This is a genomic window from Klebsiella sp. CN_Kp075, from assembly GCF_040065055.2.
GTDB lineage: Bacteria > Pseudomonadota > Gammaproteobacteria > Enterobacterales > Enterobacteriaceae > Klebsiella > Klebsiella aerogenes.
The window spans coordinates 2,928,430-2,952,449 of record NZ_CM198050.1; the positions used below are offsets into that span (position 1 = coordinate 2,928,430).

Below are 24,020 nucleotides of genomic sequence, written 5' to 3' on the forward strand. Positions count from 1 at the left end.
TTCATCCCGCGAAGCGGGAAATCAGGACCGGAGAGTTAATTCATGGCTAAGCACATTCCATTCAAACTGATTGTCGAAAAAGCAAACCACTACCAGCAGGATATGACCCGCTTCCTGCGCGATATGATCGCCATCCCCAGCGAAAGCTGTGACGAAAAACGCGTCGTGCATCGTATTAAAGAAGAGATGGAAAAAGTCGGCTTCGATAAAGTCGAGATCGACCCGATGGGCAACGTGCTGGGCTATATCGGCCACGGCCCACGACTGGTCGCCATGGACGCGCATATCGATACCGTCGGCATCGGTAACATCAAGAACTGGACCTTCGACCCCTACCAGGGGATGGAAACCGATGAGCTGATCGGCGGGCGCGGCGCGTCCGACCAGGAAGGCGGGATGGCGTCGATGGTCTACGCTGGAAAAATCATCAAGGACCTCGGTCTGGAAGATGAATATACCCTGCTGGTGACCGGTACCGTTCAGGAGGAAGATTGTGACGGTCTGTGCTGGCAGTACATCATCGAACAGTCCGGCATTCGCCCGGAATTCGTGGTCAGTACCGAGCCGACGGATTGCCAAATCTATCGCGGCCAGCGCGGGCGTATGGAGATTCGCGTCGATGTTCAGGGGGTAAGCTGCCACGGCTCGGCGCCGGAGCGCGGCGATAATGCCATCTTCAAAATGGGGCCGATTCTTAACGAGCTGCAAGAGCTGTCCCATAACCTGGGCAACGATGAATTCCTGGGTAAAGGCACCCTCACCGTTTCAGAAATTTTCTTCACCTCACCAAGCCGCTGCGCGGTTGCCGACAGCTGCGCGGTTTCTATCGACCGCCGTCTGACCTGGGGCGAAACCTGGGAAGGCGCGTTGGATGAGATCCGCGCTCTGCCTGCCGTGCAGAAGGCTGGCGCCGTGGTCTCAATGTACAACTATGAACGCCCGTCATGGACCGGACTGGTTTATCCAACGGAATGCTACTTCCCGACCTGGAAAGTTGAAGAGGATCATTTCACCGTACGCGCGCTCAGCAACGCCTATGAAGGGCTGTTCGGTAAAGCGCCGGTGGTCGACAAGTGGACTTTCTCCACCAACGGCGTTTCCATCATGGGCCGTCACGGCATCCCGGTTATCGGTTTCGGTCCGGGTAAAGAGCCGGAAGCCCATGCGCCAAATGAAAAAACCTGGAAACAGCATCTGGTGACCTGCGCCGCGATGTACGCCGCAATCCCGCTGAGCTGGCTGGCAACGGAGTAAGTTCGTACGGTTATTCCTCCCGCCGCGCGTCGGCGGGAGTCTGGAGTTTTTATGCGCGTACTGATTAAAAACGGCATCGTGGTCAACGCCGACGGCCAGGCAAAACAGGATCTGCTGATTGAAAACGGCCTGGTCAGCCAGCTCGCCGAACGGATAACCCCGACCGAACCTTGCCAGACTATCGATGCCGCGGGTTGCTACGTCATGCCCGGCGGCATTGACGTTCATACTCACTTTAATATCGATACCGGGCACGCCCGCAGCTGCGATGATTTCTTCACCGGCACCCGCGCCGCCGCCTGCGGCGGTACCACCACTATCGTCGACCATATGGGCTTCGGCCCCGCCGGCTGCCGCCTTCGTCACCAGCTAGAGGCCTATCACGGATATGCCGCCTACAAAGCGGTGATCGACTACAGTTTTCACGGCGTTATCCAGCATATCAACCATGCCATCCTCGATGAAATCCCGATGATGGTGGATGCCGGGATTAGCAGCTTCAAGCTCTACCTGACCTACCAGTATAAGTTGAACGATGACGAAGTGCTTCAGGCGATGCGCCATCTCCACCGCGCCGGCGCGCTAACCACCGTTCATCCGGAAAACGACGCCGCTATCGCCCGTAAACGGGCCGAATTTCTGGCGGCCGGCAAAACCGCGCCGCGCTACCACGCCCTTAGCCGCCCGCTGGAGTGTGAAGCGGAGGCTATCGCGCGGATGATCAACCTCGCCCAGCTCGCCGACAATGCGCCGCTGTATATCGTTCATCTCTCCAACGGCCTGGGGCTGGATTATCTGCGTCTCGCCCAGCGGCGGCATCAGCCGGTGTGGATTGAAACCTGTCCGCAATATCTGCTGCTTGACGACCGGTGCTATGAACGCGAAGACGCGCTGGGATATCTGTTAAGCCCGCCGCTGCGCAACGCCAGCAACAATGATGCGCTGTGGTGCGGTATCGCCGATGGCTCGATCGACGTGGTGGCGACCGATCACTGCGCTTTCTCGATGGCCCAACGCCAGCAGCTCTCCGGCGGCGATTTCAGCCGCTGTCCGAACGGCCTACCTGGGGTGGAAAACCGCCTGTTGCTCATGTTTTCCCACGGCGTCATGACCGGGCGGATCTCACCGCAGCGTTTCGTCGCGCTCACCAGCGCCACCCCCGCGAAGCTATTTGGCCTGTGGCCGAAAAAAGGACTATTGGCACCCGGCGCAGACGGCGATGTCGTCATAATCGATCCGCAGCGCACCACCACGATCCGCCATGAGATGTTGCATGACAACGCCGACTATTCGCCCTGGGAGGGCTTTATTTGCCAGGGCGCGATTCGCCAGACCTTATCGCATGGCCGGGTTATTTTCGATAACGGCACCTTCACCGGCAGCGCTGGCCAGGGGCGTTTTTTACGCCGCGACCCCTTTTCTACCGCTCACCTTCCGGTCAGCGGAACCACATCTTAAGTGAGGCATTCATGAGTAAGAAAATTGTACTCGCCCTCGGCGGTAACGCACTTGGCGAGGATCTGGCCGGGCAAATGCAGGCCGTCAAGCAAACCGCGCAGGCTATTGTCGACCTGATAGCCCATGGCCACCAGGTGGTCGTGACCCACGGCAACGGCCCGCAGGTTGGGATGATTAACCTTGCTTTCGAAGCCGCAGCCAAAACCGAGGCCCATACCCCGATGTTGCCCATGTCGGTCTGCGTGGCGCTAAGCCAGGGCTATATCGGATATGACCTGCAAAACGCCCTGCGCGAGGAGCTGCTGTCGCGATCGATGCATATCCCGGTGGCGACAATCATCACCCAGGTGGAAGTCGACGCCAACGATCCGGCGTTTAAAAATCCGACCAAACCTATCGGCTCTTTTTTCACCGAGCAGGAAGCGGAACAGCTCACGCGTCAGGGCTACGTCATGAAAGAAGATGCCGGGCGCGGCTATCGCCGGGTTGTCGCCTCGCCGCAGCCGGTCGATATTATTGAGAAAGAGACGGTAAAAGCGCTAATGGATGCCTGTCACGTGGTGATCACCGCGGGCGGAGGCGGGATCCCGGTAATCCGCGAAGGCAATCATCTGCGCGGCGCCAGCGCGGTAATTGATAAAGACTGGGCCAGCGCTAAACTGGCGGCGATGATCGACGCCGACATGCTGATCATCTTGACCGCGGTCGAGAAAGTGGCGATCAACTTTGGCAAACCCAACGAGCAGTGGCTGGATAAGCTGTCGCTCAGCGATGCTGAACAGTTCATTCGTGAGGGTCACTTCGCTAAGGGTTCGATGCTGCCGAAAGTTGAGGCCGCCGCGTCATTCGCCCGTTCACGTCCGGGGCGCAAAGCGCTCATCACCGTATTAAATAAAGCCAAAGAAGGAATTGAAGGAAAAACCGGTACGGTTATTGAAGGGTAAAAAGGTACGAAATGTAGATACTGTTTTCCCGGAGGCGGCGCGTTGCGCCTTATCCGGGCTACCAGACCGCACAGTACTGTAGCCCCGGTAAGCGTTAGCGCCACCGGGGATTTTGAGGCCACCAACACCGGCTTCATCCAGCGTAGTGAATAAATTAAAGGCCGGTCGCACGAACGGTAGGCCGGGTAAGGCGTAGCCGCCACCCGGCAAAAAAGCGGCTTCGTGCCGCTATCTACGCCACCGACAACAATACGCTTTTCTCTTTTACCCGCTGATTCATCAGCGTCATCAGCGCCTCAAGCACCCCGCCGCCGATGGCGCGCGCCTTATCGGAGACGCTGGTAAAATCGGCGCTGGCGCCGCGCGGGTCGATATCGCCAATTTTAAAGCCGCTATCGACCACTAACCCATCGCTGAGCAAACCTCGCACCATACCGCTTAGTGGCGCAATAATCTCGGCCTCGCCGATAGTGGCGATGATATCGCCTTCATTAACGATATCCCCCAGCGCCACCTTCGCATGCATCACCCCGGCACCCGGGGCGCGGATCACCCGTCGTGAAGTATGCCCAAGAATATTACCAGGAATCCCGGTGTTCTCCTGGGCTTTGCCATCGTAAATCACCTGCCCTAGCCAATGGCCGCGATTGGTTTCAATCACCGCATGACAATCCACGCCGGCGCAAAAACCCGGGCCCAGCGCAATTACCGCCGGCGCCATTTCTCGTTGCGTACCAAAATTCTCTTTCGCCAGAATGGCATCCACGACGCAGACAGGACGCAGTTCAGTCAGCGATTCGCACAGCGGATCCACCAATACCGGAATCACGCCATTCTCAATCACCTGGATGGCCTCCTGAGCGGATGACACCCGCTTCGCCATCACCCCTTCTACCGTCATTTCACCGTCGAAGACTGCCTGGGCAAAAGCGACGCTGCGGCGGATAACCGTCGGCTTCGCCACTTCCAGCATCACCACTTTGAACCCCGCATGCCACAGGCGCAGAGCCACGCCGCTGGCGATATCGCCGGCGCCGCGAATAGCGACCAACTGCTGCTGCGCAGGCGTGGCAGCCGCCATCAGCAGGCCGCCGGGCGCGCGATTTTTTACCTGCAGGATTTCCGCCAGAATGCTAATCGCTATCTCATGCGGCGTTTCGGCGCCAATGTTATAGCCAACCGGCGCGTGCAGGCGGGCAATATGTTCTGCGGCAACGCCGTTCTCCCGCAGCTGGCGTAAAAATACCTGGACTTTACGGCGGCTGGCCAGCAGCCCAAGCCAGGCGACCGGCCGTTCAATCAGTTTATCCAGCGCTTCACGGTCCTGGTTATTGGTGGCGATTAACACAAAGTCATCACCGCGGATCGCCAGGGAATCCACTGCCTCGCTGAAGGTTTCAGCATGCAGCAACTGCGTTGTCGGCGGAAAATAGTCGGGGTTCAGGCTTTCAGAATAGATATCGGCCACCGCCACCTCAAAACCCAGCAGCGCCGCGCTTTGCGCCACCGCGCGGTTAACGTGCCCGGCGCCGATCAGCACCAGCCGCGGGCGCAGGCCATGTACGCTAATATAGACCGACATCGCCCCACCGCAATCGGAGCCGACCGCATCGCTGCCGCTGCGCGCCATCCGCCCATGAAACATGCGCGACGCTTTTTCGCTGAGCGCTTCCAGCGCCTGTTCAATCACTTTACGCTCAACCATGCCGCCGCCGATGGTGCCGACTATCGAACCATCTTCACGGATTAACATTTGCGCCGAATGGCGCGGCGTTGAGCCGCGGCTATCGACAATCTGCGCCAGGGCAAACGGGCGATTCTGTGCTTCGAGTTTTGCCGCTTCAGAGAAAATATTCATAACAACCTCAATGGATATCCGCCATGCGCCCAAGCCGGGGCGTCACTCTGTTGTTCGTCGCCGCGTTATCGCGGGTTGCTCTTGTACTGCTCCCGCCCACAGTGCGTTAATCCCCCACTGCTGCAACAGCGCCTCCTCCGGTAAATTCTCATTTTGAGAAAGCTGATTCAGCAGCAGGATCCGGCGACTGGCGGGCGGAACGCCTTTAAACGCTCCCTGCGGATGCGCGATCAAGCGATGCAGCATCGGCCAACTCAGCGCTGTATCCGGCGCCGCGCCGGTTATCCGGGAAAAAAGGGGCCAGCGATGAACGGTCGCTGGCCCAACGTTTTGCCCGAGCCTCCAGGCCCCCATGACGGCAATAACGCAGCAACAGGATTGAGGTATGCAAGGTTCGTGCTCAGCTGGCGCTTTTAAGGCGAAACCGTGAGCCCCGTCAGCTTCTACCAGCACCACGTCCACGCAACCTGCGGCAACCAGCGCATCAAGCTGTTGCGGGCTAAACCCACGAACTTTACCCGCAGGGGCGAGCCATGAGGCGTAGCAGGCCTGTAGCGGCCGCTGCCAAACCTCGTCAGGCAGCGCCAGCGGATCGCGGCAAATCAGCACAGGTAGGGTTGCCGGAAGATACATGTGGGTGGTCGTGGTGAGCAGAACTCGCCGGCCAGCCTCACGAAAACGCTGCGCCAGCCACATTAAGGTACTGGTTTTACCTCCCGCGCCGACGGCGGAAATCAGCAGCGGACCATCATTTACGCCTAAATCACAAAACAGCGATTGCAGATGCGGTATATTTTCCATGCGCTGGACAGGATTCCATTATTCAGGGAGGAGTATGAAACAGGTCGATTGTATTATTACCGCCGCCGGATTGTCCTCCCGGATGGGACAGTGGAAAATGATGTTACCCTGGCGCGGAACGACAATACTTGATGCAAGTATAAAAAACGCCCTGCAATTCTGCTCGCGTATTATTCTGGTGAGCGGTTTTCGCGCAGAGGAGTTACATCAACGCTATTCGGCGCATCCGAAAATAACCCTGGTTTATAATCCCAACTATCAGCAGGGTCTGTTTACTTCTGTTTGCGCCGGCGCAAGCCAGGTGCGAAACAACTACTGTTTTATCACCCTCGGCGATTTACCCTGCCTGCCGACTGCGCTTTTCCAGCGGCTGTGGCAACAACGGGGCGACAGCGCGCTTCTTCCGCAATATCAAGGCGTACCGGGTCATCCAATCCTTATTGCCGGCACGCAGTTGCGCCAACTTATCACTCACGATGGACCCGGCTCAATGCGCAAACGGTTATTACAAAGCCGCCATCGCTGTCTGGAGTTAGATTTTCCGCAAATGGTCTGGGATATCGATACCCCTGCTGATTTTATTCGCCTGCAAAACCAGGATTAATAATGCCTTTGTCGGGAAATTATCATTGTGATATTTCGCCGTTTATTTTGAGAAATCCCGGCGGATAAAAATATAGAGTGATTTTAATTCTCATTACCATAGCGTGAGCCTATTCACAAAGCCAGGTGTTCTTTAGATCTCTCTCACATTTTTAATTATTCAAACCTTCTGCCTTTAATAACTGGTTCGATTGTTGCTCTTCCTTAACTATCCGTCGGAATAAGCACCACTAACCGGCAAATTTGATTGCACAGATAAAGGAGAGGGTTATGGGGGATATCATGCGTCCCGTCCCGTTTGAGGAATTATTGACGCGCATTTTCGATGAGTATCAACAACACCATTCCATTTTTGGTATTCCTGAGCAGCAGTTCTATTCGCCCACCAACCAACGCCGGGTAAGCGTCTTCGGCGAAAGCTGCGCCACCCCAATCGGCCCGGCCGCCGGCCCGCATACCCAACTGGCGCAGAATATCATCACCGCCTGGCTCACCGGCGGGCGGTTTATCGAGTTGAAAACCGTACAGATCCTCGACCGACTTGAGCTGGAAAAGCCCTGCATCGACGCGGAAGACGAATGCTTTAATACCGAATGGTCTACGGAATTCACGCTGCAAAAAGCGTGGGATGAATACCTTAAAGCATGGTTTATTCTGCATCTGCTGGAAGAGATTTTCCCGTTCACGCCGGCGCAAAACGGCAAGTCATTTATTTTCAATATGAGCGTCGGCTATAACCTGGAAGGCATCAAACAACCGCCGATGCAGCAGTTTATCGATAATATGATGAACGCCGCCGGGCAGCCGAAATTTACCCAGTACCGCGACACGCTGAACCGCTGGCTGCATGATGACGCCTTCCTTGCCCGCCTGTCGCTGGATGATATCCGCCCGCGGCTGGCGACGCTCGCGGAGCGCATTCCGGCAAAACTGGTACAAGGGGTTACTCTCTCTACCATGCATGGTTGCCCGCCGGATGAAATCGAAGCCATCTGCCGCTATATGCTGGAAGAGAAGCAGCTCAACACCTTCGTGAAGCTCAATCCGACGCTGTTGGGCTACCCGCGCGTACGCGAAATTCTCGACACCTGCGGCTTTGACTATATCGGTCTGAATGAAGAATCTTTTGAACACGATCTTAAAATCGGCCAGGCGCTGGAAATGTTAACGCGTCTGATGGCGTTGGCGAAAAGTAAACAACTCGGCTTCGGCGTGAAGCTAACCAACACCCTCGGCACGGTCAACAATAAAGGCGCGCTGCCCGGCGATGAGATGTATATGTCCGGCCGCGCCCTGTTCCCCCTCTCCATCAACGTTGCGGCGCTGCTATCGCGTGAATTCGGCGGCAAACTCCCGATCTCCTACTCCGGCGGCGCCAGCCAGCTCAATATCCGCGATATCTTTGAAACCGGGATCCGCCCCATTACCATGGCGACCGATCTGCTAAAACCCGGTGGTTACCTGCGTCTTAGCCAGTGCATGCGCGAGCTGGAACAGGCCGATGGCTGGGAATTGAATCAGGTCGACGTCAAGCGCCTGAACGCGCTGGCGGAAAAAGCGGTGAGCATGGAGTACACGCAAAAACACTGGAAGCCGGACGATCGCATCGACGTTGGCGAGCCGCTGCCGTTAACCGACTGCTACGTCGCCCCTTGCGTCAGCGCCTGCGCCATCAAACAGGATATTCCGGAATACATTCGCCTGATGGGCGAGCAGCGCTATGCCGATGCGCTGGAGCTTATCTATCAACGTAACGCGTTGCCGGCGATCACCGGCCATATCTGCGATCACCAGTGCCAGTACAACTGTACGCGTCTTGATTATGACAGCGCGTTAAATATCCGCGAGCTGAAAAAAATCGCCCTTGAGAAAGGCTGGCCGGAATACCAACGCCGCTGGCATAAACCGGCTGGTTCCGGTAGCCGTAACCCGGTGGCGGTGATTGGCGCAGGCCCGGCTGGGCTGGCGGCGGGTTACTTCCTCGCCCGCGCCGGCCACCCGGTCACGCTATTTGAGCGCGAAGCTAACGCTGGCGGAGTGGTAAAAAACATCATTCCGCATTTCCGCATTCCCGCGGAACTTATCCAGCAGGATATTGAGTTCGTTGTTAATCACGGCGTCAATATTGTCTACGGCTGCGACCCGCATCTCACCGTCGAAAAACTCCGTCAGGAGGGTTATCGCTATGTACTGGTCGGCACTGGTACCGACAAAAACAGCGGCGTGAAGCTTGGCGGCGACAACACGAATATTCATAAATCGCTCAACTTCCTGCGCGCGTTCAACCGCGGCGATCGCCTGAACGTGGGTAAACACGTGGCCATTGTCGGCGCGGGCAATACTGCAATGGACTGCGCCCGCGCGGCGCTGCACATCCCCGGCGTTGAGAAAGCGACGGTGATTTATCGCCGCTCGCAGCAGGAGATGCCGGCATGGCGCGAGGAGTACGAAGAAGCCCTTCAGGATGGCGTTACGTTCCGCTTCCTCAGTAACCCGGAGCACTTCGCCGCTGACGGCACGCTGACCGTTCGCGCCATGGCCCTCGGCGAACCTGATGAACAGGGTCGACGTCGCCCATTGCCCACCGATGAAACCTGGACGCTGCAGGTCGATACGCTGATTACCGCTATCGGCGAACAGCAGGATGGCGAAGCGCTGGCGGCGATGGGGATCCCGCTCAACGACCACGGCTGGCCTGAGGTCAATGCTGATGGCGAAAGCCGTCTGGCTAACGTCTTCCTGATTGGCGATGTACAGCATGGCCCTTCTTCGATCGTCTCGGCGATAGGCAACGCCCGTCGCGCCAGCGATGCGATCCTGAAGCGCGAGAATATCCGCAGCCACTTCGGCGATAAACAGTGGAATAACGTCGATCCCGCGGATATCTACCGCCGCAAAGGAACCATTGCTATCGCTCAGGTTGATAAAGACGACCGCGATGCCTTTGTCGCGCAGGAGGCAGAGCGTTGCCTCGAATGTAATTACGTCTGCAGCAAGTGCGTGGATGTTTGCCCGAACCGCGCCAACGTCTCAATCGCGGTGCCGGGTTTCGAAAACCGCTTCCAGACGCTGCACCTCGACGCGTACTGCAACGAATGCGGCAACTGCGCGCAGTTCTGCCCATGGCAAGGCAAACCTTATAAGGACAAAGTCACCGTTTTTAGCCTCGAACAGGATTTCAACAACAGCAGCAATCCGGGTTTCCTCGTGGAACAGCAGCGGGTTCATGTCCGTCAGGATGGCCTGATCTGGCAGCTGGAAATCGATCCCCAGGGTCAGTTCGCTGAAGTTCCGCCGCAGCTGGATGCCATGTGCCGCATCATCAGCCACGTCCATCAACATCATCACTATTTGCTGGGAGCCGTCGAAGTATGAGTATCTTAGTGCTTAAAAATGCCACCCTTGCCCAGCTTCATCCGGCAAAAGTGGAAGAAGGTGTCGATATCGTCATCGAAAATGACAGAATTATCGAAACAGGCGCGAACCTGAGCCAGCGTTATCCGCAGGCGCGTATTAAAGAAATGCGCGGCCGGCTGGTGATGCCGGGAATGGTCTGCTCGCATAACCATTTTTATTCCGGACTGTCGCGCGGAATTCAGGCCAATATTGCGCCGAGTCCCGATTTTATCTCCACGCTGAAAAACCTGTGGTGGCGCCTGGACCGCGCGCTGGATGAGGAGTCCTTATACTACAGCGGGCTTATCTGTTCGCTGGAGGCCATTCGCAGCGGCTGTACCGCCGTCATTGACCACAGCGCGTCGCCGAACTATATCGCTGGATCATTAAGTCAGTTACGTAACGCTTTCATCAAGGTCGGCCTGCGCGGCATGACCTGTTTTGAAACCACCGACCGTAACGGCAGCCTGCAGGAACTTCAGGCAAGCGTGGAGGAAAATATCCGTTTTGCCCACGAAATCGATCGGGCGCGGGAAAACGGCGACGAACCCTATCTGGTAGAAGCGCATATCGGCGCCCATGCGCCGTTTACGGTTCCCAACGAGGGGCTTTTGATGCTTCGCGAAGCATTAAAAGCAACCGGGCGCGGCCTGCATATTCATATGGCGGAAGACCGTTACGACGTTTCCCACAGCCACCATCACTACGGTAAAGATCTGCTGGTACGCCTGGCAGAGTTCGATCTCATCGATAGTAAAACGCTGGTGGCTCACGGGCTGTATCTGTCGGACGCGGATATTGAACTACTGAACGCGCACGATGGTTTTCTTGTCCATAACGCCCGCTCTAACATGAACAACCATGTTGGCTATAACCAGCAGCTGACGGCATTTCGCAACCTGGCGCTGGGCACCGACGGTATCGGCTCCGATATGTTTGAAGAGCTCAAGTTCGCCTTCTTTAAACACCGTGATGCCGGCGGACCGCTGTGGCCGGATAGCTTTGCGCGGGCATTAAGCAACGGCAACACGCTGCTTAGCCGCAACTTTAACGACCGTTTCGGCCGTATTGAGGCGGGCTATAAGGCGGATTTAACCATCAGCGATTATATTCCGCCGACGCCGCTGCTGGCGGCTAATCTCGCCGGGCACATCGCCTTCGGTATGGGGGCCAGCCACGTTCATAGCGTGATGGTGAATGGCGTCATGATCTATGAGGATCGGCAGTTCGCTATTGATTGCGATACGATTTTCGCCGAAGCGCGGAAGGTGGCGAAGAAGATGTGGCAGCGGATGGATGCATTGCCGTAATCCCATCACGGCAAAACAAAACCCGGTCACTGTACCGGGTTTATTTTTTGGCTTCTAGCGGGGCTATAAATAGCGCAGAAACATCGTTCGGGTAGCCCGGATAAGACGCGCGGCGCGTCGCCATCCGGGACTTTCCTACAAACTCAACAAGCTGGCGCTGGCGATCGTTCTCTGTTTCTGCAGCGCCGCCAGCGCGTCATCGGTCATTAGCGATAACGCCGCCGTTGGGCATACCGATACGCAGGCCGGGCCGCCGTCTCGCTGCTCGCAGAGATCGCACTTCACGATAACCGGCGGATGCGCCGCCGATGTCTCGATAGTAATCGCGCCAAATGGGCAGGCGACGACACAGCTCTGGCAGCCAATACAACGCCCGGCATCGGCCTCGACCCGTTCGGCGCCCATCGCCAATGCGCCGGTCGGACAGACCCCAACGCATGGCGCGTTCTCACACTGATGGCACATCACCGGCACGCTCAACGTGTCGAGTCGCATCACCTTCAATCGCGGATGAAATTCCGCCCCCTCCGCCACATGCTCCAGTGCGCAGGCAACTTCGCAGGTACGACAGCCGATACAGGCCTGTGAACTGGCAAGAATAAAATGGGTCATCACCGCTCCTTATGGTCAAATCGCGCCAGCATTTCGCTTGCGGCCTGGCGCCCGGCAACCATTGCCGTCACCACCAGATCGGCGCCATGCACCGCATCGCCGCCGGCATAGATTTTGTCATGGCTGGTCTGCGTGGTGCCGCGACCTTTGCCGCCCGTCACAATCTGCCCCCAGCGGTCAAGTTTGATGCCGTGCCCCCGCAGCCACGGCATGTCATGGGCCTGGAAACCAAACGCCAGCACCAGCACATCGGCCGGGAGTTCGAATTCTGAACCGGCAATTGGCCGCGGGCGGCGGCGGCCATCCGGCCCTGGTTCACCCATTTCGGTACGGATCATCCCGACGGCGCTGACCTGGCCTTTACGGTTACGCAGGATATATTGCGGCTGAACGTTAAACTGAAACGCCACGCCCTCCTCCCGCGCGTTCACCACCTCTTTTTTCGAGCCCGGCATGCTTAACTCATCGCGACGATAGGCGCAGGTCACGCTCTCAGCTCCGCGACGCACCGCGGTGCGCAGACAGTCCATCGCCGTATCGCCACCGCCCAGCACCACCACCCGCTTACCCTTAATGTCGGTTAACGGATATTCGGCGCTCTCTTCAAGCCCCATCACCTCACGGGTATTGGCAATCAGGAACGGCAGCGCCTGAATAACACCTGGCGCGTCTTCGCCATCAAGACCAGCGCCCATCAGCCCATAGGTGCCGACGCCTAAAAAGACCGCGTCATAGTTAGCAACCAGGTCGCTGAAGGCCACGTCGCGCCCCACTTCCTGATTGAGATGGAAACGAATCCCCATATCGCTGAAGATCTCACGCCGCAGCGCCATTACCGTTTTTTCCAGCTTGAAAGACGGAATGCCGAAAGTCAGCAGCCCGCCAATTTCAGGATGTTTATCAAAAACATCAACCTGTACCCCGGCGCGCGCGAGAATATCCGCGCAGCCCAGTCCCGCCGGTCCGGCGCCGATAATAGCCACGCGTTCCCGACGCGGCGCAACCTCGCCTGTGGTTGGCCGCCAGCCCATCGCCAGCGCGGTATCGGTGATATAGCGTTCCAGATTGCCAACCGCCACCGCGCCGCCTTCGTTTTTCAGCGTACAGGCGCCCTCACATAGCCTGTCCTGTGGGCAGACCCGGCCGCAGATTTCCGGAAGCGAACTACTTTGATGACAGAGTTCTGCGGCCTCAATAATTTTGCCCTCACGCACCAGTCGGATGAAATCGGGAATATGGTTGTGTAATGGGCAGGTCCAGTTGCACCAGGCTTTTTGCGCGCAGTACAGGCAACGCTCGCTTTCATATTCGGCATCACATTCGCTAAGGCGCTGGTAGATCTCGGCAAAATGCGCTTTTCGCTCCTCCGCGGCAAGCTTCTTCGCCCCCACCCGCGGCGCTTTATCCAGGATCGCTTCGCGCCTTGCGCCACGACGCTCGGCCAGCGGCTGCCCTTGGGCGGAGCGGATTTGTCTTTCCCGCTGTAACCGCTGGAGCGCGCTCTCGTCCATTACGCGCAGCGCCTGAGTCGGGCAACTGGCCACGCAGGCCTGTTCTGCGGAGGGGCGCTCGCGACAAAGATCGCATTTTTGCGCCAGCTGCGGGCCATCTTCCCCGCTGGCGACCATCTCGATTGCGCCAAATGGGCAAGCGACGACGCAGTTTTTGCAACCGATACACTCGGACTGGGTAAACTGGATGCTGTCGTTGGCGACATACAGCGCCTGAGTCGGACAGGAGGTGACGCAAGGCGCGTCGTTGCAATGGTGGCAAGTGGTCGCAGTACTGGCATTCCGGTGGAAGACAACATGGATGCGCGGAACAAAGGCGCTGCGCTGTGCCGGCCAGGCATCCTGATGATGCGCCGTGACGCAGGCTACTTCGCAGGCATGACATCCAATACAGTTCGCAACATCGGCCACAATAAATCGATTCATTTGCTTCCCTTTTATTCTTCTGGAATAGTCTCAGGGATGGATTGCAATATTCGGGCGATATTGGGCGCTCACCTTCTGCTGCCATTCATTTTTGCGAGTCAGCTCAAATTATTACTCTCCTGTCACTCTCGAATAAATAAAAGCTCATCAAATCACCGGGATGGCATCTCAAGCCCGCCCTGCCTTTTTATCATTTTTACCTTCTTAGCGCTTATTTCGCCTACCAAAATGAGACGGCATATATCTCAAACTGATATTCGCCATTTTTATTTCTGATGCCCGCTCGCAGCGTTAAACGGGCCTGCAAGAAATAAACATGCCAACCCGTGATTGATTTCACAAATATATTCTTCCACTGCCGCTTCGCTCATTTTTGGCACAGCTTACGCATAACCCTCCTAACGCATAAGCAACTCCGTGCGCGTTATACGCTGGTGAACATCATCAGCAGAGGGAGGCAATGGCCTTCGAATCGTAACTTCTGCCCTTTCAGTTCGGCACGGGAAGAAGTCGTAAAGGAGACAACTACTTCATGAAAGATTTTGCCATTCCGGCCTCACGCAATACGGCGACTGTCGCGCCGGTCGATGAGGTCCTGCCAATTACGCAAATGATTCTCTATGGATTGCAGCACGTGCTGGTGATGTACGCCGGGGCGGTGGCGGTGCCGCTGGTGGTGGGTAACGCGGTCGGTTTGCCTGCGGAGCATATTATTTTATTAATCAGCGCCGATTTGTTTATTTGCGGCGCCGCAACCATCGTGCAATCGATGGGCATCAAGCAGTGGTTGGGCTGCCGCTTACCGCTGATCCAGGGCTGTACTTTCGCCGCGCTGATCCCGATGGTGCTTATCGGCAAAGAGTACGGTATCGGGGCGATCTCCGGCTCGGTTATCGTCTCCGGCATTTTTATCCTCTGCTGCGCGCCGTGGATTAGCCGTCTCATTCGCTTCTTTCCGAAGGTGGTGATGGGTGGCATTGTGACGCTGATCGGCCTCTCTATTATGCCGGTCGCGGGAGGATGGATTGGCGGCGGCAGCAGCGAGATGGCCGGTTTCGGCGATCTCTTCTCGCTGCTGATGGCGGCCATCACGCTGGTCATTATTCTTAACCTTTATACCTTCGCCACCGGCGTGGTCAAGAACACCTCGGTGCTGATCGGGCTGGTGATCGGCACTATTTTATGGAGCTTCTTCAAGCCGCTGGATTTTAACCTCGTCAACGCTACGCCTTGGCTGCATCTGCCACAGGTGATGCAGTTCGCCCGGCCTGAGTTTCATATCGTGCCGGTCGCCCTGCTGTCGATGGTCATGGTGGTGGTGATGGTCGAAACCATGTCGTCCATCATGGCGACCGGCGATATCGTCGGTAAACAGGTCACGGCCAGCATGCTGCGTAACGGCCTGAATACCTGCGGACTGGCGACGACGATCTGCGGCTTCTTCAACCTGTTTCCCTACGCGGCCTTTGCGCAAAACGTCGGCCTGATTGGCCTGACCGGCGTACGCAGCCGCTTCGTGGTGTCGGTCTCGGGCGTCATCCTGATGCTAATGGGCATTTTCGCCAAAATGGCGGCGCTGGTGGTACTGATTCCGAAACCGATCCTCGGCGGCGCCGGTATCGTTATGTTCGGCATGGTTGCCGTTTCCGGTATTCGTACTCTCGGCCAGGTCAACTATCGCAACAATAACAATGGGATGGTCGTCGCGCTCACCCTTGGTCTCGGCATGATGCCGGTACTGGTGCCGAATCTGTTTACCCAGTTCCCGCCGATGATGCAGCTGTTTCTGCATAGCGGCATCACTATCGGCACCCTGACGGCGATTGTCGCCAACCTGACGCTGAACGGCAGCGTGCCGTTCCGTATTTCTCACGATGTCCCGGAACCGGACCCGGCGCCGCCGAGCGCGGCTGCCCGCAACATGGCCGTGCGTACGGTGCGCATGTGGCTACTGCTGCGCAAGGTACAGAAAGGTCAAACCGCCGCTGACGGCCAGGAGTGATTATGTCTATGTCGCAACGTCTGCTTTTTGCACTGTTGATGATGGCCCTGATGGCGGTTCCCGCCATCCAGGACGCCATTACCCTCGGAATTAACAGCCGTTTTATCTATCTGCTGCCGTACTATTTTTAAGGAGTCACACGATGGAAAAAGTAACCACCGTCTGTCCCTACTGCGCCGCTGGCTGTAAGCTGCGGCTGGTGGTGGACGACGGCATGGTCGTCGGCGCCGAAGCGGCCATGGGGAAAAACAATCAGGGAACCCTGTGTCTGAAAGGCTATTATGGCTGGGACTTCATTAACGATACCCAGATCCTGACCCCGCGTCTCAAAACCCCCATGATCCGTCGTAAGCGCAGCGGCAAACTGGAAGCCGTCTCCTGGGACGAGGCGCTCGATTACGTCGCCACCCGCCTTGGCGCCATTAAAGAAAAATATGGCCCGGACGCGATCCAGACCACCGGCTCCTCCCGCGGGACCGGTAATGAAACCAACTACGTGATGCAAAAATTCGCGCGCGCCGTTATTGGTACCAATAACGTCGACTGCTGCGCTCGCGTCTGACACGGCCCTTCGGTTGCAGGTCTGCACCAGTCGGTCGGTAACGGCGCCATGAGTAATGCCATCACGGAGATTGATAACACCGATCTGGTGTTTATCTTCGGTTACAACCCGGCGGATTCCCACCCTATCGTGGCGAATCACGTCATTAACGCCAAACGCAACGGGGCAAAAATCATCGTCTGCGACCCGCGCAAGATTGAAACCGCGCGCATCGCCGACATGCACATCGCGCTGAAGAACGGCTCGAATATCGCGCTGCTCAACGCCATTGGCCACGTTATTATTGAAGAGGATCTGTACGATAAATCCTTCGTCGCCAGCCGTTCCGAGGGCTTCGAGGAGTATCGCAAAATCGTCGAAGGCTACACGCCGGAGTCGGTGGAAGAGATAACCGGCGTCAGCGCTCAGGAGATCCGCGCCTGCGCCCGGATGTACGCCAGCGCCAAATCCGCCGCCATCCTGTGGGGCATGGGCGTCACCCAGTTCTACCAGGGCGTGGAGACCGTGCGGTCGCTGACCAGCCTCGCGATCCTCACCGGCAACCTCGGCAAGCCGAGCGTCGGCGTCAACCCGGTACGCGGACAGAACAACGTTCAGGGCGCCTGCGATATGGGCGCGCTGCCGGATACCTATCCGGGCTACCAGTACGTTAAGTTCCCGGAAAACCGCGAGAAGTTTGCCAGAGCGTGGGGCGTCGACAGCCTGCCGGAGCATACCGGCTACCGCATCAGCGAGCTGCCGCACCGCGCCGAACACGGCGAAGTTCGCGCCGCCTACATTATGGGCGAGGATCCGCTGCAGACCGATGCCGAGCTTTCCGCGGTGCGCAAGGCGTTTGAACAGCTGGAACTGGTTATCGTCCAGGATATTTTCATGACCAAAACCGCCGCCGCGGCCGACGTCATCCTGCCATCCACCTCGTGGGGCGAGCACGAAGGCGTGTATACCGCAGCGGACCGCGGCTTCCAGCGCTTCTTTAAAGCGGTGGAGCCGAAGTGGGACCTGAAAACCGACTGGCAGATCATCAGCGAAATCGCCACCCGGATGGGCTATCCGATGCACTACAACAACACCCAGGAGATCTGGGACGAGTTGAGGCATCTGTGCCCGAACTTCTACGGCGCCACCTATGAAAAAATGGGCGAGCTCGGCTATGTCATGTGGCCATGCCGCGATGAGTCCGACGCCGACCAGGGGACGTCGTATCTGTTTAAAGAGACGTTCTCTACGCCGAGCGGTAAAGCCCAGTTTTTCACCTGCGACTGGGTCGCGCCGGGAGATAAACTTTCTGAACAGTACCCGATGGTGCTCTCAACGGTGCGCGAGGTCGGTCACTACTCCTGCCGTTCGATGACCGGCAACTGCGCGGCGCTGGCGGCGCTGGAGGATGAACCGGGCTATGCGCAAATCAACACCGCCGACGCCGAACGGTTAGGCATCGAGGATGAAGCGCTGGTGTGGGTCAATTCGCGTAAAGGCCGCATCATCACCCGCGCGCAGGTCAGCGATCGGCCGAATAAAGGCGCGGTATACATGACCTACCAGTGGTGGATTGGCGCCTGTAACGAGCTGGTGTCGGAGAACCTGAGCCCGATAACCAAAACGCCGGAGTACAAGTACTGCGCGGTTAACGTTGAGCGGATTGCCGATCAGCGCGCGGCGGAGCAGTACGTGATCGATGAGTACAACAAGCTGAAAGCCCGCCTGCGCGAAAGCGCGATGGGTTAAGGTTCGACGGCCATACCAACCCTCCCCGGTGGCGCTTACGCTTACCGGGGCTACTAACCGAATACCGAACCGTAGCCCGGATAAGGCGCTGTGCGCCGCTATCCGGGAATCCTCCCCGGTGGCGCTTACGCTTACCGGGGCTACCAACCGACTACCGAACCGTAGCCCGGATAAGGCGCTGTGCGCCGCTATCCGGGAATCCTCCCCGGTGGCGCTTACGCTTACCGGGGCTACCAACCGAATACCGAACCGTAGCCCGGATAAGGCGCTATGCGCCGCTATCCGGGAATCCTCCCCGGTGGCGCTTACGCTTACCGGGGCTACCAACCGACTACCGAACCGTAGCCCGGATAAGGCGCCATGCGCCGCTATCCGGGAACCCTCCCCGGTGGCGCTTACGCTTACCGGGGCTACCAACCGAATACCAAACCGTAGCCCGGATAAGGCGCTGTGCGCCGCTATCCGGGAATTCTCCCCCGGTGGCGCTTACGCTTACCGGGGCTACCAACCGACTACCGAACCGTAGCCCGGATAAGGCGCTGTGCGCCGCTATCCGGGAACCCTCCCCGGTGGCGCTTACGCTTACCGGGGCTACCAAACGAATATCAAACCGTAGCCCGGATAAGGCGCCATGCGCCGCTATCCGGGAATTCTCCCCCGGTGGCGCCTTATCCGGCCACCAAATCGCACAAAACAGCAGCCCCGGTACAAGATCACGATTTAATCGCGTGTTGAATGGAGTCAATAATCGGCTGATAGCCGGTACAGCGGCACATATTGCCTTCTAATACATCCTTTATTTGCGCTTCGTCCGGGTGCGGCTCTTTGGTTAACAACTCGGTGGCGCTGACCAATACTCCCGGCGTACAGAACCCGCACTGCACGCCGCCCTTCTCAATAAACGCATCCTGTAATTTTTGCGTAATCGGATTATCGTTTAACCCTTCCAGGGTCTCGATCTCCGCTTCATCACACTGTTCGGCCAGTACCAGACAAGAACAAACGGCGTTACCGTCCATCAGCACCGTGCAGGCGCCGCATTCGCCAATCGAACATCCCTCTTTGGTGGCGGTAAGATGCAATGTATCCCGCACCAGATCCAATAGGCGCATATTGCCTTCTACTTTTGCTTCCACCAGCTTGCCGTTTACCTTCACTTTAATTGTGCTCATAGCTTTATCCTGTACAGGGCGCTCTGGCGCCCTGATTGAATCATTAAATCCCTGAGGCCCGTTGCGCCTCGGCCATCATGTCGCGGAACATGTTGACGAACACCGGCTGCTTATATGCCGCCGACCAGCGCTTGCCGATGGCCGCATAGATAAGCTTGTCCAGCACTTCGCAGGCGCTATCGATAGTGTCGTTGCTCAGTGGTTTCCCCAGCAGGCAGCGTTCAATATCGAGCAGCCGCTGCGGCTTGCTGAACAGCGCGCCGTCCACCAGCCGGCAGTAGCTCACCGTACCATCATCAGCAAAGTCCAGTAACGCGCTCAGGCTCTGACGAGTGATGTTGAGCGCGTTGCGCCGCCCTAACTGGTGATAAAACCCTTTCGCCTGCGGGCGCGCCGGCGGCGGCAGTATCACTTTGGTCAGCAGTTCATCCGGCTGGCGCTGGGTCTTGTAGCCGGACAGCAAGAACTCGGCCAGACCGAGGGTGCGTACGCCATTTAGCGAGCGCAGTTCGATGCGCGCGTCATAGAGGATGGCAGGCGGAATGGAATCGCCGCAGGGCGCGGCGTTGACGATATTGCCGCCGATGGTGGCGCGGTTGCGGATCTGGTGCGAACCGACGGTATGACAGGCCTGCACCAGCAGCGGGTAACGTTCGCGCAACAGCGGATGATCGGTAATACGGTTAAAGGTCATCGCTCCGCCAATGATGACCTCATGGCTGACCGGATCTTCGCTCACCTGCGTCAACTCCGGCAGACGGGAAATATCAACCAGCCGCATCGCGCGGGTTTGCAGACGCCCCTGCACAATTACATCGGTACCGCCGGCGATAGCCGTCACGCCCTCTTGCGCCAGCAGGGCTAACGCCTCCTGCAGGCTTTTCGCGCGAGTCACTTCCACGTCAGTGAGACGCAGCACCTGCTTCTTGTTTTCCGCCTCCAGCATCATTTCGCTTTGGCGAACCGGCTTTTTCAGGTTGTAGCCGAGGATCACCTGTTCAAGGGTCAGCGGTAATTTATTAAACCGCGTCTCGAGGGCAAAACTTACCGCGTTGTTGATAGCCGCCGCCGCGAGTTCAGTGGCTGGTTCGCCGATCCCCTTCGCCCCCAGAGGCCCGGCGATATCCGGGTTTTCTACGCCGATAATCGTCATCGGCGGAATATCTTTCATCGTCGGCAGCAGGTAGCTGTCGAAGTTTTCCGATTTGACCCGGCCGTTTTCAATGTTGAAGTCTTCCAGCAGCGCATAGCCGAAACCCTGCGCCACCCCACCGTAAACCTGGCCTTCAAAACCCACCGGGTTGAGTACCCGGCCCACGTCATGGGCGGCGGTAACATGCAGCAAATCGGTTTTACCGGTGCTGGTATTCACCCGTACCTCCGCCACCTGGCAGCCGTAGACCCAGGTAAAGTACGGGCTGCCGCAGCCTTTTTCTTCATCCCAATGAATAGGCGGCGGCACAAACCAGCCGTACTCGGTCAGGCTGACGCTGGCCCATTTGGTCTTATTAACCGCGGTTTTGAAGTCAATACGCCGTTCACTGTCCTGGGCGTTGATGATAAAGCCGTCCTGCCACAGGGTTTCTTCCAACTCGCGGGTGCCGATGCTGTCGCCGACGACACTAAGAATACGGCGTTTTATCTTGTCGGCGGCGTCAAGAATCGCCCCGCCGCCGACCATTGTCCCGCGGGTCGCCGCCGTCGATCCGCCGTCGCCGATAACCGAGGTCGGCGGCTCCATAAAATGCAGTTCAGAAAGAGGAATACCAAAGGCTTCCGCGGCGATTAGCGACATCGCGGTTTGCAGACCCTGACCGTTTTCCGATACCGATGTCGCCAGATTGACGCTACCGTCTTCATTGACCTGGATAAGCGCCGTCGAAGTATCAACCCCTTCCGCGCCAATGGAACAGCCGCGATAGCTCAGCGCCAGGCCAATACCATATCGATAAACGCCGCCTTTTTGGTTCAATTCACGATAGTGCTGGCGTTTTGCCGCAAATTCCGAGGCATTCACCGCCTTACTCAGGACTTCAGTCGCCGAGACGGTGTGTTTATCAAACCGCTGCCCGGTGACCGAGGTATCTCCCTGACGCAGCGCATTCACTTCACGCACCGCCACCGGCGAGAGATTGAGCACTTCGGCAATTTCATCCATAAAGGATTCGTTGGCGTAAACCACCTGTGGTGAACCGAAACCACGCATCGCCGAGGTATAGCTGTTGTTGGTATAGACGGCTTTGACGTCGATATGGACGTTATCAATATTGTACGGCCCCGCCGCCTGCACCGAAGAACGCCAGGTGACGAACGGGGAAGACGCCGCATAACCGCCGCTATCGGCAAGAATATCGATTTTGATCGCCAGAATACGCCCGTTGTCGTCCACCCCGGCGCGATACTTCATTTTATAAGGGTGGCGCTTACAGCTTTCGATAATGGACTGCTCGCGGGTGTAGGTAAATTTAACCGGACGACCGGTAAGCCGCGTCATCAATGCGGAACGGCAGGCCAGATGATCGATGATGTCGTCTTTCCCGCCGAACGAGCCGCCCATCACCGCGCGTTTGACGTTAATCTGGCTTTGCGGACAGCCCATAAACTTAGCCACGAAGCTGCGTACGCGGTGCGGGTTCTGAATGGAGCCGGAGATAATCAGGCTACCATCGGTAGGATCAAGCCAGGTCAGTACGACTTCCGGTTCGATGTAGGCGTGTTCCTGGAAGCCCACTTCATATTCACGTTCAATCACGTGACTGGCTTCGGCAAAGCCTTTGGCGATGTCGCCCTTAACGGTGTGGTGATGGGCGGCGATATTATCGCTGCGCTCCGGGTGAATTCGCCGGGCGTCCGCCGCCAGCGCGGCTTCTACGTCCGTTAGCGGCTCATAAGGCGTATAGCGCACATGTATTTTATCCGCCGCTTCGCAGGCGGCTTCATAACTGGTTGCCGCCACCACGGCGACGACATCGCCGTGGAAGACCACCTCGTCTTTGACGATAGGCAGATAATCTTTGACGATGATCCCCACGACCGGTGTACCGGGGATATCCTGCCAGGTGGCGATTTTTACTACGCCTGCAACATTCAGCGCCTCGCTAAGATCTATCGCCTCGATTTTCCCGGCGGGTATATCCGCAAAGCGGCAAACGCCATACAGCATGCCCGGTAAGGTAATATCGTCGCCATAAACGGCCGTTCCTTTGACTTTCGCCAGTCCATCCACGCGCCGTAGCGGCGCTGAAGGTGAAGCACACATAACAGTCCCCTCAATGATTATCCGTTGCGGGCAATCCCGGGTTCGCTAAACGTCGCGCTATCCATAACCCATGGGAAAAGCCACTTCACCGATAACAAATCCAAGATTTGTGCCAGAAATCAATGAGGTGCTGCGTAAGCTTCGTTTTTGTGAGTCGCCGCGCAAAATACGGCTAAAGTGCGGAGAAAATAGCGCTACTAAGGCCGCGGCCCGCAGGGCAGAAACATTTCGCCGCCATTTTTATCAAAGTGATAGCCCGGTTTTCTCAAATTAATAATTTGCCCCTGTACTAGACGGTATAGATACGGATCTCGTGTTCACGGAAAGCATCCCGGTATTTACGGCTAATGTTTTCCTCCACCACCAGCACGTCAATGGCGCTGCTTTCAGCTACCACAAAACGCGCGACGGCGGGGATTTTATCTGAGGTTAAGCCAACGATAATCTCACTGCACTGTTTGATAACCGCTTTCTTAAATTCACAATCGGCGTGATCAAAGCCGGTTAAACCTGACTCCGGAGCCATCGCGCAGCCGCCAATAAACCCCTGGTCAAAGAGGATCCCCTGCACCTGGGCCACCGCCGATGCGCCGACACAACCGCCAGCCGCGCGTTGCACCAGACCTCCGAGCATCACAACCTCGTAAAGCGGTTTTTTAAGCAGAACCGCCGCGATTTCCGGAGAATTGGTGACCACGGTTAAGGCCAGCTCGCCCGGTAGCGCTTCCGCCATTGCCAGATTGGTGGTGCCGGTATCAATAAAAATACAGCCGCCCGGTTTCACTAGCTGTGCGCACTTCTGTGCGATCCTGCTCTTTGTTGCCCTGTTTTTCTCTTTACGTTCGCTGTACTCCATGGATTCCGGCAGGGTCATCACCGCGCCGCCGTAGACTTTCTTACAATATCCTTCTTTGCTCAACTCATGAAGATCGCGGCGAATAGTATGTTCAGAGACCTGTAAGCGCTGGGCCAAATCGGCGCAGACGACCCTACCGTCCTCCTGCAGGATCTGACAAATCAGCGCTTGTCGTTGCTGAGGGAAAGCAGCATAATCGAGCACAATAACTCCTTTAAATAAACATAACGAGCAGCAAAGAGCATAATCATTCACTCATGCGCATGCT

At 57.2% G+C, this 24,020-nt stretch carries 17 protein-coding genes; 10 read left to right on the plus strand and 7 right to left on the minus strand.

Annotation, left to right across the window (positions count from 1 at the left end):
• Positions 1-42: 42 nt before the first annotated feature.
• Genes ABLV78_RS14070 through arcC form a run of 3 tightly spaced genes read left to right on the plus strand, consistent with a single transcriptional unit; the run spans position 43 to position 3,656 of the window.
• A complete protein-coding gene (locus tag ABLV78_RS14070; RefSeq protein WP_015705213.1) occupies positions 43-1,254 on the plus strand; it encodes a YgeY family selenium metabolism-linked hydrolase in 1,212 nt (403 codons plus the stop codon).
• Between the two features lie 51 nt (positions 1,255-1,305).
• Positions 1,306-2,712 (plus strand): dihydropyrimidinase, encoded by a 1,407-nt coding sequence (hydA, locus tag ABLV78_RS14075; protein WP_047042757.1) that lies wholly within the window; start codon positions 1,306-1,308, stop codon positions 2,710-2,712.
• An 11-nt stretch (positions 2,713-2,723) separates the two neighbouring features.
• The gene (arcC, locus tag ABLV78_RS14080) at positions 2,724-3,656 is read left to right on the plus strand and encodes a carbamate kinase (RefSeq protein WP_047042754.1); all 933 of its coding nucleotides are present in this window, start codon (positions 2,724-2,726) and stop codon (positions 3,654-3,656) included.
• Positions 3,657-3,888: 232 nt separating this feature from the next.
• On the opposite strand, the gene yqeB is transcribed toward arcC, so the two are convergent.
• Together yqeB and yqeC are read right to left on the minus strand one after the other, a co-directional pair.
• The gene (gene yqeB, locus ABLV78_RS14085; RefSeq protein ID WP_047042750.1) at positions 3,889-5,514 is read right to left on the minus strand and encodes a selenium-dependent molybdenum cofactor biosynthesis protein YqeB; all 1,626 of its coding nucleotides are present in this window, start codon (positions 5,512-5,514) and stop codon (positions 3,889-3,891) included.
• 42 nt (positions 5,515-5,556) lie between these two features.
• Entirely contained in the window at positions 5,557-6,315 is a 759-nt protein-coding gene (gene yqeC / locus ABLV78_RS14090) for a selenium cofactor biosynthesis protein YqeC (RefSeq protein WP_047042747.1), read from the minus strand.
• A gap of 34 nt (positions 6,316-6,349) precedes the next feature.
• Here yqeC and ABLV78_RS14095 point away from each other — a divergent pair, with 34 nt between their 5' ends.
• From ABLV78_RS14095 to ssnA, 3 genes are all read left to right on the plus strand, one after another.
• Positions 6,350-6,919 (plus strand): NTP transferase domain-containing protein, encoded by a 570-nt coding sequence (locus tag ABLV78_RS14095; protein WP_047042744.1) that lies wholly within the window; start codon positions 6,350-6,352, stop codon positions 6,917-6,919.
• Positions 6,920-7,188: 269 nt separating this feature from the next.
• The gene (gene ygfK / locus ABLV78_RS14100) at positions 7,189-10,293 is read left to right on the plus strand and encodes a putative selenate reductase subunit YgfK (protein ID WP_047042741.1); all 3,105 of its coding nucleotides are present in this window, start codon (positions 7,189-7,191) and stop codon (positions 10,291-10,293) included.
• Complete coding sequence (gene ssnA / locus ABLV78_RS14105; protein WP_047042739.1) at positions 10,290-11,624, plus strand: putative aminohydrolase SsnA; 1,335 nt, start codon at positions 10,290-10,292, stop codon at positions 11,622-11,624. The genes ygfK and ssnA overlap by 4 nt, the downstream gene beginning before the upstream one ends.
• 135 nt (positions 11,625-11,759) lie before the next feature.
• On the opposite strand, the gene ABLV78_RS14110 is transcribed toward ssnA, so the two are convergent.
• Positions 11,760-12,236 carry a 4Fe-4S dicluster domain-containing protein gene (locus ABLV78_RS14110; RefSeq protein WP_047042737.1) on the minus strand — a complete coding sequence of 159 codons (477 nt, stop codon included), beginning with the start codon at positions 12,234-12,236 and terminating at the stop codon, positions 11,760-11,762.
• Positions 12,236-14,173: a formate-dependent uric acid utilization protein YgfT gene (gene ygfT / locus ABLV78_RS14115; protein WP_045392547.1), complete on the minus strand. Its 1,938-nt coding sequence runs from the start codon at positions 14,171-14,173 to the stop codon at positions 12,236-12,238. The genes ABLV78_RS14110 and ygfT overlap by 1 nt, the downstream gene beginning before the upstream one ends.
• A 532-nt stretch (positions 14,174-14,705) precedes the next feature.
• Between ygfT and ABLV78_RS14120 the strand changes: the two genes are divergently transcribed.
• The 4 genes from ABLV78_RS14120 to ABLV78_RS14135 all read left to right on the plus strand — a co-directional run bounded on the left by ABLV78_RS14120 (position 14,706) and on the right by ABLV78_RS14135 (position 18,991).
• Positions 14,706-16,175 carry a nucleobase:cation symporter-2 family protein gene (locus tag ABLV78_RS14120; RefSeq protein WP_015366914.1) on the plus strand — a complete coding sequence of 490 codons (1,470 nt, stop codon included), beginning with the start codon at positions 14,706-14,708 and terminating at the stop codon, positions 16,173-16,175.
• A 2-nt stretch (positions 16,176-16,177) separates the two neighbouring features.
• On the plus strand, positions 16,178-16,306 hold the full coding sequence (locus ABLV78_RS14125; protein ID WP_015366915.1) for a hypothetical protein: 129 nt from the start codon (positions 16,178-16,180) through the stop codon (positions 16,304-16,306).
• An 11-nt stretch (positions 16,307-16,317) separates the two neighbouring features.
• The gene (gene fdhF / locus ABLV78_RS14130) at positions 16,318-18,465 is read left to right on the plus strand and encodes a formate dehydrogenase subunit alpha (protein WP_165430645.1); all 2,148 of its coding nucleotides are present in this window, start codon (positions 16,318-16,320) and stop codon (positions 18,463-18,465) included.
• Between the two features lie 118 nt (positions 18,466-18,583).
• Entirely contained in the window at positions 18,584-18,991 is a 408-nt protein-coding gene (locus tag ABLV78_RS14135) for a hypothetical protein (protein WP_226473579.1), read from the plus strand.
• 187 nt (positions 18,992-19,178) lie between these two features.
• Here ABLV78_RS14135 and ABLV78_RS14140 read toward each other — a convergent pair whose 3' ends face one another.
• The 3 genes from ABLV78_RS14140 to ABLV78_RS14150 all read right to left on the minus strand — a co-directional run bounded on the left by ABLV78_RS14140 (position 19,179) and on the right by ABLV78_RS14150 (position 23,956).
• Positions 19,179-19,637, minus strand: coding sequence for a (2Fe-2S)-binding protein (locus ABLV78_RS14140; protein WP_015366918.1), 459 nt, complete (start codon positions 19,635-19,637; stop codon positions 19,179-19,181).
• A gap of 43 nt (positions 19,638-19,680) precedes the next feature.
• Positions 19,681-22,896, minus strand: a complete 3,216-nt coding sequence (locus ABLV78_RS14145) for a molybdopterin cofactor-binding domain-containing protein (RefSeq protein WP_047046508.1) — start codon at positions 22,894-22,896, stop codon at positions 19,681-19,683.
• Positions 22,897-23,185: 289 nt separating this feature from the next.
• Positions 23,186-23,956 carry a DeoR/GlpR family DNA-binding transcription regulator gene (locus ABLV78_RS14150; RefSeq protein ID WP_045397662.1) on the minus strand — a complete coding sequence of 257 codons (771 nt, stop codon included), beginning with the start codon at positions 23,954-23,956 and terminating at the stop codon, positions 23,186-23,188.
• Positions 23,957-24,020 lie beyond the last annotated feature (64 nt).